The organism is Vallitalea longa (assembly GCF_027923465.1).
Classification (GTDB): domain Bacteria; phylum Bacillota; class Clostridia; order Lachnospirales; family Vallitaleaceae; genus Vallitalea; species Vallitalea longa.
Genome location: NZ_BRLB01000030.1, coordinates 26775 through 38338, shown reverse-complemented (window position 1 = coordinate 38338; position 11564 = coordinate 26775). Strand labels below are relative to the sequence as shown.

The 11564-nt window shown below is 29.3% G+C and carries 8 protein-coding genes; 7 read left to right on the top strand and 1 reads right to left on the bottom strand.

Annotation, left to right across the window (positions count from 1 at the left end):
• The first annotated feature begins 155 nt into the window (after positions 1 to 155).
• From xerD to QMG30_RS24190, 6 genes are all read left to right on the top strand, one after another.
• Complete coding sequence (gene xerD / locus QMG30_RS24215; RefSeq protein WP_281819772.1) at positions 156 to 1040, top strand: site-specific tyrosine recombinase XerD; 885 nt, start codon at positions 156 to 158, stop codon at positions 1038 to 1040.
• 178 nt (positions 1041 to 1218) lie between these two features.
• The gene (locus QMG30_RS24210; RefSeq protein ID WP_281819771.1) at positions 1219 to 1902 is read left to right on the top strand and encodes a YjjG family noncanonical pyrimidine nucleotidase; all 684 of its coding nucleotides are present in this window, start codon (positions 1219 to 1221) and stop codon (positions 1900 to 1902) included.
• Positions 1903 to 2024: 122 nt separating this feature from the next.
• Complete coding sequence (locus QMG30_RS24205; RefSeq protein ID WP_281819770.1) at positions 2025 to 2660, top strand: undecaprenyl diphosphate synthase family protein; 636 nt, start codon at positions 2025 to 2027, stop codon at positions 2658 to 2660.
• 13 nt (positions 2661 to 2673) lie between these two features.
• Positions 2674 to 3378 carry a M48 family metallopeptidase gene (locus QMG30_RS24200; RefSeq protein ID WP_281819769.1) on the top strand — a complete coding sequence of 235 codons (705 nt, stop codon included), beginning with the start codon at positions 2674 to 2676 and terminating at the stop codon, positions 3376 to 3378.
• 196 nt (positions 3379 to 3574) lie between these two features.
• A complete protein-coding gene (gene lacZ, locus QMG30_RS24195; RefSeq protein ID WP_281819768.1) occupies positions 3575 to 8065 on the top strand; it encodes a beta-galactosidase, LacZ type in 4491 nt (1496 codons plus the stop codon).
• Positions 8066 to 8150: 85 nt separating this feature from the next.
• On the top strand, positions 8151 to 9503 hold the full coding sequence (locus QMG30_RS24190; protein WP_281819767.1) for a glycosyl hydrolase family 18 protein: 1353 nt from the start codon (positions 8151 to 8153) through the stop codon (positions 9501 to 9503).
• A 214-nt stretch (positions 9504 to 9717) separates the two neighbouring features.
• Here the strand turns inward: QMG30_RS24190 and QMG30_RS24185 are convergent, their stop codons facing one another.
• On the bottom strand, positions 9718 to 9951 hold the full coding sequence (locus tag QMG30_RS24185) for a heavy-metal-associated domain-containing protein (protein ID WP_281819766.1): 234 nt from the start codon (positions 9949 to 9951) through the stop codon (positions 9718 to 9720).
• 854 nt (positions 9952 to 10805) lie between these two features.
• Here QMG30_RS24185 and QMG30_RS24180 point away from each other — a divergent pair.
• On the top strand, positions 10806 to 11540 hold the full coding sequence (locus QMG30_RS24180; protein WP_281819765.1) for an alpha/beta hydrolase: 735 nt from the start codon (positions 10806 to 10808) through the stop codon (positions 11538 to 11540).
• Positions 11541 to 11564 lie beyond the last annotated feature (24 nt).

The following is an 11564-nucleotide window of genomic DNA, read 5'->3' as shown; positions in this document are numbered from 1 at the left end:
ATATTCACTATCGTAGGTGGTATTATAGAGACTTATATCAATCCTCAATTAGTAAAATGGTACATCTCTGCCATAAATATGTAAAAAATATTCGACTTTTGGAGTAAAATATATTATAATCTAAGATATATGAAGTACTGCAAAGGAAGAAAATAATGAGAAATACTGTATCTAAGTTCTTAGACTATTTAAAAACTGAAAAAGGTTCGTCACCTAATACAATAGCATCCTATAAAAGGGATGTTAATAATTTGATTAACTACATCGAATCTAATTCTCTAACCGTTGGTAAAATAACTAATACTAATCTTAATTCTTATTTAATATATTTAGAAAAGATGGGGAAAGCACCATCAACGATATCTAGAAATGTAGCTTCAATGCATTGCTATTTCAGATATCTATATAAAAATAATATAATTGAACAAGATCCTTCAAGTAATTTAATATCTCCTAAGATAGAAAAAAAATTACCGGAAGTATTAACTATGGAGGAAGTAGATATTTTGCTAAGCCAACCAAATGATGATGATTGTAAAGGTATACGTGATAAAGCAATGTTAGAAGTATTATATGCGACAGGTATACGTGTATCTGAATTGATTAATCTAAAAAAAGACGACGTAAGCATTAATTTAGGCTATATCAAATGCAGAGATAATAAGAAGAAGGAAAGGGCTATTCCCATAGGGCAAGTATCAAAAGATGCTCTAGTTAAATATCTAAAATCAGCTAGAGACATAATGATAGAAGATCCTAATGAAGATTTCTTGTTCGTCAGTTGCTTGGGTCATAAAATGAGCAGGCAGGGTTTTTGGAAAATAGTTAAATCATATGCTAATAAAGCTGGTATATATAAAAAAATTACACCACATATACTTAGGCATTCTTTTGCGACACATCTTGTTGAAAATGGAGCTGACCTTCGTTCAGTACAAGAAATGTTAGGGCATTCAGATATATCTACTACTCAGATATATGCTAGGATGTCTAATAATAGGTTAAAAGAAGTCTATACTAAAGCTCATCCTAGAGCTTAGGTATGTAGCGTTACATATTTGTATACATAGAGTATTGAGTATCAAAAATTGAGTTTAGGATATATTAAGCTGCCGAAGGGCAGTTTTTTAATCTATTAGGCTCTTTTTCTATTGATATAATGAATTCCATTTGATATGATTGAATGGAATTCATATAAAGGAAGGGGATAAAAATATTATGTATGAAGTAGTTCTACTTGATGCTGATGGAACATTGTTTAATTATAACATGGCTGAAAAATATGCTTTAGGGGAAGCATTTAAAAAATTTTCATATAAAGGGAATATAGAAGAAATCAGTAAGCGATATAAAACTATTAATCTTAATCTATGGCTTGAACTGGAAAAAGGTAATATCACTAAAGATAAGTTAAGATATGAAAGATTCCAAAGATTATTTGATGAATATGAGTTGGATTTTGATGCTCAAGAATTTAGTGAAAACTATTTGTTGAGCCTAAGTGAATGTAATTTTCTCATAGATGGAGCTGAAGATATTTGTAAGTATCTAAAAGATAAAGGATATAAGGTTGTAATTTTAACTAATGGTATAAAAAAAGTTCAGAGTTCAAGATTAGGTAGATCAGATGTTAAAGATTATATTGATGATATGGTAGTATCAGAAGAGGTAGGGGTCAATAAACCGGATCCTCTTATCTATGATTATACATTTAATCTGGTAAATCATAGTGATAAGAACAGTGTCATTATGATTGGAGATTCCCTTACAGCAGATATACAAGGTGGTATTAATTATGGAATTCATACATGTTGGTTGAATTTAGATAACATAAGTAATGATACTAATATAAATCCTACATATGAGATATATTCTTTAAGTCAATTGAAGGATATTCTATAATGTCAAGTTGATAATATTATTGAGCAAACTAAGTTTGATTATAAAATCCTTCTAATTATGAATAGATATCTATCTAAATGTAAATATTTTTATAATAGAGGATAATTATAAGGAGATTAATAATGAATAATAAAGAGACATTCAAGAGAATACCTAAACATATAGGAATTATACCAGATGGTAATAGAAGATGGGCTGTAGGCCATAATATGGACAAAAAGGATGGTTATTATTTCGGTATAGACCCAGGGTTTCATTTATACGAAACAATGATAGATTATGGCATTAAAGAAGCTACATTTTATGGTTTTACTCAGGACAATACCAAAAGACCATCTAATCAAAAAGCAGCTTTTATAGATGCTTGCATAAAAGCGGTCAATAATTTGGCTAATAGAGATGCTAATCTATTGATAGTAGGGAATAGCGTGTCAGATGTATTTCCAAAAGAGTTATTAAAATATGCTAATAAAAGAGTTAAGTTCGGTAAGGGACTTATTAACATTAATTTTTTAGTCAACTATGATTGGAAATGGGACCTTAATAACGGTATCAATAATATTGCTTCTTCTGATATATCTAGAATAGATTTAATCATAAGATGGGGAGGTAGAAGAAGATTAAGTGGTTTTTTACCTGTTCAGTCAGTATATTCAGATATATATGTAATTGATGAGTATTGGCCAGATTTTAAAACAGATCACTTCAAAGAAGCATTGAGATGGTATCAAACGACAGATGTTACATTGGGTGGTTGATAAGGGAGGATAAATGAAATTTTATTATAACTCTAAAGAGATTGAATATATGGTTGTATATAGTAAACGAAAAACTATAGCTATTCATATTAATAGAGATAAAAATGTTATTGTCAGGGCTCCTATAGGTATAGATAAAAATAAACTGAAGGAGCTAGTTGAGAGTAAAGGCAATTGGATAATTAATAAACTTGATGAAGTTAAACATTATAAGATACATGAGAAGAAATACCAAAATGGAGAGTTGTTCTTATTTCTAGGTAAAGAATATCCATTAGATATAGTGGTTAATAATAAAATAAATCGTCCAGTAGTAGAAATCAAGGATTATTCATTAAAGGTTACAACAAATTCAAATGATAAAGAATGTATTAAATCATTGATAGAATATTTTTATAGACACGAGACTCTTAAAATAATAAATGCTAGAATTAAATATTATCAAAAATATTTTAAAATACAACCTAATAATATTAGAGTGAAAAAACAAAAGACAAGATGGGGTAGCTGTAGTTCATTGAAGAATCTAAACTTTAATTTGAAATTATCAATGGCTAAAATATCTGTTATAGATTATATTGTAGTTCATGAGATGAGTCATTTGATACATCTTAATCATTCTAAGGATTTTTGGAATCTAGTAAGAAGTGTTTTGCCAAATTATGAAGAAGAAAAAAAATGGTTAAGATCAAATGAAAGTAAACTGTATCTAGAATGAATTATAAATACATATCATAGCGATATGAACTATATATAATAAAAATAGTATAAAATATTCCTAATAATGACAAAAATTATTATATTGAATTAATTGTAAATATATGATAATATAGTAGCTAGAAATACTTGTGTAAAATTAATATACAGAATAATTTTACTAGGGTATTTTTTATTATTACAAGGGAGGAAAGTATATGAAAAAAGTTTTTCTAATCACTTTCTTATTATTTACTTGTGTCTTAACATCTCAGAGTGCTATGGCTGTAACATTTGAAGAATGGAAGAATGATCAGACATCATTTCAACTTAATCGGGAACCAGCACATGCAACCCTAATACCTTATGACAATGTACAGCAGGCCAAGAACTATAATATGAAGGAATCACCATATTATCAATCGTTGAATGGAACTTGGAAATTTAATTTAGTGGATAGGCCTGCAGATAGACCAGGTAATTTCTATCAAGATTCTTATAATATTACTAATTGGGATGATATTGAAGTTCCTAGCAGTTGGCAGTTAAAAGGTTATGATTATCCTATATATACTAATATTACTTATCCTTGGAAAGGTCATGAACCTTATCTATCTCAACCTAATGCTCCAACAGTATATAATCCAGTTGGTTCTTACAAGAGAGAATTTACAGTTCCTAATGGCTGGGAAAATAGAGAGATATTTTTATCTTTTGAAGGTGTAGAATCCAATTGTTATGTTTGGATAAATGAACAGTTTGTAGGTTATGGTGAGGATAGTTTTACATCAAAAGATTTCTTGATTACTCCTTATCTACGTGACGGAGTAAATACAATATCAGTACAAGTATTCAGATGGTGTGATGGCAGTTGGATGGAGGACCAAGATTTCTTTAGACTCAGTGGTATATTCAGAGATGTATTCCTATTTTCTACACCAAAAGTACATATTGAAGATTTTACAGTAGTTACAGATTTCATACATGAATATAGAAATGCTACGTTAAAAATAGATGCAGAGATAAGACATTTCATGGGCACGTCTCCTATTGGTTATAAACTAGAATATATGTTATATGATGCAGAAGGAAATGAGGTAATGGGTCATCAGAATAACATTGATTTTCAAGATAGCAGAACTACTGTAGAAGGACCACAACAACTGTTATACAATCCTAATCAATGGTCGGCAGAAACACCATATCTATATACAGTAGTACTTTCTTTGATAGACAATCAAAATAATATCATAGAAACTGAAAGTTCCAGAGTTGGTTTCAGAGAATTTGAAATTGATGGTGGCCAAATGAAAATCAATGGGAAACCTATTATGTTCAAAGGTGTCAATAGACATGAATTACATCCGGAACAAGGAAGAAGTCTTGATAGGGATACTATGATAGAAGATATCAAGATAATGAAACAACATAATATAAATGCTGTTAGGACAAGTCATTATCCTAATGATCCTGAATGGTATGATTTATGTGATGAGTATGGTATATATTTAATTGATGAATGTAATCTAGAAACTCATGGAGCCATGAGTACTATTCCAAGAAATTTAACAAGTTACCGAGATAATTGTGTTGACCGTATGAGAAGTATGGTAGAGAGGGATAAAAACCATCCTTCAGTCTTGATATGGTCATTAGGAAATGAAGCAGGCTCGGGTAGTAATTTTGCACATATGGCTAATTATGCGAGGGAAGCAGATCCTACGAGGATTATACATTATCAGGGATACAATAATGTCGCTGATATTACAAGTGAAATGTATGCTTCTGTTGAAACTGTAGAGAACTATGGTAAATCAGATAATTCCAAGCCTTTTATTCTTTGCGAGTACGCTCATGCCATGGGTAACAGCGTTGGTAATCTACAAGAATATTGGGATGTAATTGAGAAGTATGATAATTTGCAAGGTGGTTTCATATGGGATTTTGTTGACCAGGCTATTACTAAGGTAAGTGATGATGGTGAAGAATATTTTGCATATGCTGGAGATTTTAACGAAGACTATGCTATTCAAAGAGAGGATGATAACTTCTGTGCCAATGGATTAGTAATGCCCGATAGAAAATTACAGCCTGAGATAGTGCAGGTAAAACAAATATATCAAGACATTAAGATTATAGATGAAGACTTATCCAATAATGAAATACGTATACAAAATGATCATCTATTTACTAATGTTAATAAGTATTGGGGTCATTGGATATTATTAGAAGATGATAAAGTTCTACAGAGAGGTGATTTTACTGATCAGCAATTAGATATTGAACCAGGTACGTCAAGTGTAATTACGTTACCAATAACACAACCTGAAATTAAGGCAGGTAAAGAATATTGGCTTAAAATACTTATTAGAGTTAATGATGTTGAATGGGCAGAAGAGGGACATGTAGTCGCTATAAATCAATTTAAAATGCCTTACGAAGTACCTGAATTAGAAGCGATAGATGAGAATAGTCTTAATGAACTGAATTTTAATGAAAATGACCAAGATGTAATAATAGCTGGTACTGATTTTTATGTTGCTTTTGATAAAATAAATGGAGGTATAGATGATTATTATTATAGACACGATCATTTAATATCAAGTAATCTGATTCCTAATTTCTGGAGAGCGCCACTTGATAATGATAAAGGACATAATTTTGGTAATACTGCTATAACGTGGCAAGATGCTGGAGCTAATAGACAATTGATTTCAACAGAGGTTACTCCATTCTCAGATAAAAAAATCAGGATAGTAGAGAAATACAATATACCAACAAGCAATCCATCTACTTATCATATAACGTATTATGTATATGGTGACGCAAATATAGTAATTAAGGCAAAATTTATTCCAGGAAATGATCTTCCTGAAATACCTGAGATAGGTATGCTAGTGGAGTTACCTAGTGAATTTGAATATCTGAAATATTATGGAAGAGGACCAGAAGAGAATTATATTGACCGTAATACTGGTTATAATGTAAGAACGTATGAAACTACTGTTACAGATAATTTTATCCCATACTTAGAACCACAAGAGACAGGAAATCGTACTGATGTCAGATGGGCCGCTCTAGTCAATGATGAAGGAAAAGGTTTGCTTATCTCTGGGTTACCTACATTAGAGATTAACGCACTTCATTATACAGATGCAGAACTAATGAGTAAAAAACATCCCTATGAGTTAAATGAGATAGACAATACTATACTAAAAATTAATCATAGACAAAGAGGTGTAGGTGGAGATAATAGTTGGGGAGCTCAACCTCATGATAAATATAAAATCCACGCTGATAAACCATATGAATATTATTTCAAGATAGCACCTACGGAAACAGATGATACATCGACACTTATGGATATAGCCGATAGAAAATACAGTGATATAAAAACATCAGAAACAAGAAAAAATCTTGCAATAGGTAAGATGATTACAGGTGATTCAGAAGAGATTGAAAATCCAAAAGAAGAAGGTGCCGACGGTAATAATTATACAAGATGGTGTGCTAATGATGGTAATAACAATCATTGGTGGAAAGTTGATCTAGGTGAATTGAAAGAAATAAATACAACACAAGTCTATTGGGAAAAACCTGGTAAAAGATACAGATATAAAATTGAAACTTCCATTGATAATAATAATTGGACAACTGTTGTAGATAAAACTGGTAATACTAATACTAATCAAATACAAAGAGATCAATTTAATCCTACAGATGCCAGATATGTTAAAATAACGATAACTGGACTAGAAACAGATGTCTGGGCCAGTTTCTGGGAATTTGGAGTGTATGAGTATGTCCCTACGTCAAAAGAGAATATTGCTATAGGAAAAGGAACTATGTGTGATTCTGAAGAGTCACATAATAGAAAGGCTAAAGGTGCTGACGGTAATTATAATACAAGATGGTGTGCCAATGATGGTAATACCAATCATTGGTGGGGAATAGATCTAGGAGAAGTAACCAAAATAGATGCAACTCAAGTTAACTGGGAAAAATCTGGTACGAGATATGATTATAAGATAGACGTGTCTATAGACAATAGTAATTGGACAACTGTTGTAGACAAAACAAATAATGTTAATATAAGTCAAGTACAGAAAGATGTATTTGAACCTGTAGATGCCAGATATGTTAAAATAACGATAACTGGACTAGAAACAGATGTTTGGGCTAGCTTTTGGGAATTTGCAGTATATGAACATGAGTTAATGTACTATGTAGATTGTGGAGACGATACCCCATATATTTTTGAACAAGGTGAATTATTAGGAACAAGAAATAGTAATGAAGATCAACCTTATGGCACAGATTCTCAGACTAATTACAATTGGGGTTATAGTTCTTATGGAGATACATGGACTAATGATACAGGTAGTAATAATTATGATAGCTGTCGTACAGATGAAGGGGATACAATAGGGACAGGGCTCAGTTATAAGTTTCAAGTGGATCAAGGTACCTATAGAGTAACATTAGGATTTAAAGACCCTTACAACAATAATAATCGTAAGATGGATGTAGTTATTGAAGAGGAAGTCTTGGAAACTAATTATGTTCCTACTAATACTGTTAATACAAAAGTTTATAATAATGTTATTGTCACAGATGGTTTATTGGATGTTGAATTACTTCGTAGCAATAATAATGATGATGAAGATGGCGATCCTCTTATATGTTTTATAAAAATAGAAAAAGAATAATTAATTTATGAAAAGTGCCCCACAATTTAATGATTGTGGGGTATAATATATATAATTGTTAAAATAAAAGATGAGGTGATTAAATATGATTTTTAAGAGAGGTTATAAGTTGCTGGTATGTATTTTACTAGTTAGCTCACTAATTCCTACAAGTATATCTAATGCAAAAACTACTTTTGCACAAACATCTGACGATTACATAGAAACCTATACAGTTACCAATGAAAAAACAAGTAAGGATATAGATGGGATTAATTATAATAGTGATATATATATGCCAATCAGTAAAATGGCAGATATATTAGGTAAAGATATACTTGTTGAAGATAAAAACATAAAAATAACTCCTAGGGACAATGATGAAAAATTGCAATTGAAAGAAGATTTTGTATTGCATGGGTTTTATGCTTTATCGTCTTTGAATCAATTCAACGACATGTATAATAGTGGAACCTTAAGTAATTTTGATTCATTATCATTTGGGTGGAGTAGAATAGACCAAGTTGGTGATGGAGTAGAATTAGTATTTGATGGTGCAGATTATAAGATACCTGATTCATATGAAAAACCATTAAATAAAATGGGTAATATGCCTAGACAACTCATGATATATGTTAATGATAATGGCAATAGAAATGATTATTTTAAAGCTATCTTTAATGATATGGATAGTATAATTGATGATATAGTTAGTATTGTTAATGGTACAAACATCAGTTATAAAGATTTGTCCTTTGATGGTGTGACAATTGATTTTGAAAATGTCAACGGAGAAGATCAAGATGATTTTGTTAAGTTTTTGAAGTCTTTAAAGGATAGATTAGGTAAAAAAACAGTGTATGTAGCATTACCATCCTATAAATATCATGTTAGTTATAAGTTCAAGGAGATTCTAGATGTGGTTGATTATGCTATTCTAATGGAACATGATTATGATATGAAAGTAAAATCAAGTACTTTTAATAATATTATTACTGATCCATTAACTCCTATTGACGAAATTGAAAAAGATATTAAAGATTTGATTCAAATAGTTGGAGATAATAATAAAAGAAAACTATTATTACAGATCAACTTTGGAAGTGCTCAATGGATTGATCAAGGAGAGAATTATGCCAAGTTTACACCTTCTTATGATAAAATCTATAATAGAATATGTAAGGAACTAGCTAAAAATGTTAAAATCGAAGATTTATTATACTATAGTGATAACTATCAAAACCCATATTTGATTTATACTAATACCAATAATCAAAAGAATTTTATGTGGTATGAAAACTGGATCAGTGTATTAGCCAAAATAAAATTAGCCAACAATTATAATATGGGTGGTATATCATTGTGGAGATTAGGTACTATGCCTAATTATTATAGTAAAATTGGAAAAGAAGCTGGGTTTGATGTATGGTATCAGTTAAGTAATCTTTTTAATAATTGATTACATACAAATATTGCAAATATTTCTATCAATAAAATAATTCTATATAGAAGTCATTGTTGAAATTAAATTATATTTGTGCAATAAAAAGTGAACTACATTCATAATTTTACAAAACTAGTAGTTCGCTTTTTTTAATAAAGAAATATGATACAGTTATTTCATTTTTCCCTTTGAACCTATGACATAAGGTAGATACATTTATTGATTGCAACTAATATTTAAAATCATTAAAGTCATATGAATAATTAATATCATGTCCCATAGATCTAATACATTCTATTATTTCTTCTTCTGTTGATGGAGGATTGTAAGATACTTGAATTGTCCTTTTAGCAGGATTAACTGCTATTTCATTAATTCCATCTATTTTATCCAATGCATTTTTTATGTGCTGTTTTTCAGTTTCATTTTTTATACCGTCAATTCTTATGTTGATATTTTGCATTTTATCATTCCTTTGATAGTTAGTTTATAAGTTTATTTTGTGCTGTATTGATATATATATACCTGTCAATTAATATATGATAGTATTTTGTCCTAATAACAAAATATTATTAATAACATCAATGGATTTGATGTATATTATAAAAAGTAATTTCAGTATAAGTAAAAAAATAACGCTATAATGGTTTTAAATATTTAATTAATATAAAAAGATGTTAAATATATAAAAAAATTAGATTGCATATATTATTAAATTAATATTGAAAATAAATCGAAAATATGATAAAATTGTATATATTGATATTAATTCATACAATTTAAACAATTTATAATGTTTAATTATGCTTTTGATAATAAATGTTACTGGTATAATTTCGGTAAAATACATAGAAGTTAATTATCTTGATAAAAATTGCTTAATAATTTTTATCAAATAATTATAAGTATTATGAAATTAACAAATACATAGTTAAAGGAGGGTAGTTTTATGATAGAAAAAGGTAATCAAGGTCCTATAGAACAAAATCCAAGTGCAGCAGACAGATTCTAATCGATATGTAGATTATAGTTCTAATGCAGGATAGAAATTTATTTCTATTCTGCATTTGCTATTTAATGATAAAAAGAAAAAAAGATATTAATTAAATAAATGTTAGTTTATAATTTACTAAATGCAAAAAAGATATTTATTTCTGTTTTGCATTTTTTAGTAGTAGAGAGTGTAATGAAAAGGAGAGTTATCTACACATGTATTGAATAAAAGTTGATTTGAAAATATAAATAATATTATGTATAATCAATTAAAGATATTTATTGATTGATACATAGAATGATTTAATGGAATGAGGTGATTAATTGAAAAAGAGTCATAAATCTAGAAGAGTCTTAAAAGTATCTGGTGTTATTATACTAATACTTTTATTGGCAACTTGGTTAGTCATTAAATTTAAGACTTATAGTAGTATGGAACAAGCTAAAGAGATAATGAAGCAAGAAAATGTCATAAAAGAAAATAATACCATAATTATTACACCAGAAGGTGATGTAAATGCTAATTTTGTTTTTTATCAAGGAGGATTAGTTGAAACAGAAGCATATGCTGTTTTGGGAGAAAAATTAGCAAAGAAGGGTATTCGTGTCTTTATACCGTATATGCCTTTCAATCTCGCCATATTGAATATTGATGCTTTTGACAAAATATATGAAGAATATAATAATGATAAGGATTGGTATATAGGAGGTCATTCATTAGGTGGTGCAAGTGCATCAATGTATGTAGATAAATCTTCTAAGCCAATAGAAGGATTGATATTGATGGGAGCATATCCTAGTGATTCTACTGATTTATCAAAACAAGATATTAAAGTATTGTCTGTAAGGGCAATCAACGACAAAATAATGAACCTAGACAACTATAATAAGTCAAAGGAGTTATTGCCTGATAGTACTGATTACGTTAATCTCAATGGTAACCATTCTAACTTTGGTTATTATGGATTTCAAAAAGGAGATGGTGAAAGTTCAATTAGTAGGGAGGAACAACATAATCTTGTTGTTGAAGAAATTATTAAATTAATAGATTTAGACTAATTAAGAGAATAGTGACGGAATGGT

Excerpts from the sequence above, each read along its gene's own strand:
- xerD (WP_281819772.1), top strand. The coding sequence starts at position 156 with ATGAGAAATACTGTATCTAAGTTCTTAGACTATTTAAAAACTGAAAAA.
- lacZ (WP_281819768.1), top strand. The coding sequence starts at position 3,575 with ATGAAAAAAGTTTTTCTAATCACTTTCTTATTATTTACTTGTGTCTTA.
- QMG30_RS24210 (WP_281819771.1), top strand. The coding sequence starts at position 1,219 with ATGTATGAAGTAGTTCTACTTGATGCTGATGGAACATTGTTTAATTAT.
- QMG30_RS24185 (WP_281819766.1), bottom strand. The coding sequence starts at position 9,951 with ATGCAAAATATCAACATAAGAATTGACGGTATAAAAAATGAAACTGAA.
- QMG30_RS24200 (WP_281819769.1), top strand. The coding sequence starts at position 2,674 with ATGAAATTTTATTATAACTCTAAAGAGATTGAATATATGGTTGTATAT.
- QMG30_RS24205 (WP_281819770.1), top strand. The coding sequence starts at position 2,025 with ATGAATAATAAAGAGACATTCAAGAGAATACCTAAACATATAGGAATT.
- QMG30_RS24190 (WP_281819767.1), top strand. The coding sequence starts at position 8,151 with ATGATTTTTAAGAGAGGTTATAAGTTGCTGGTATGTATTTTACTAGTT.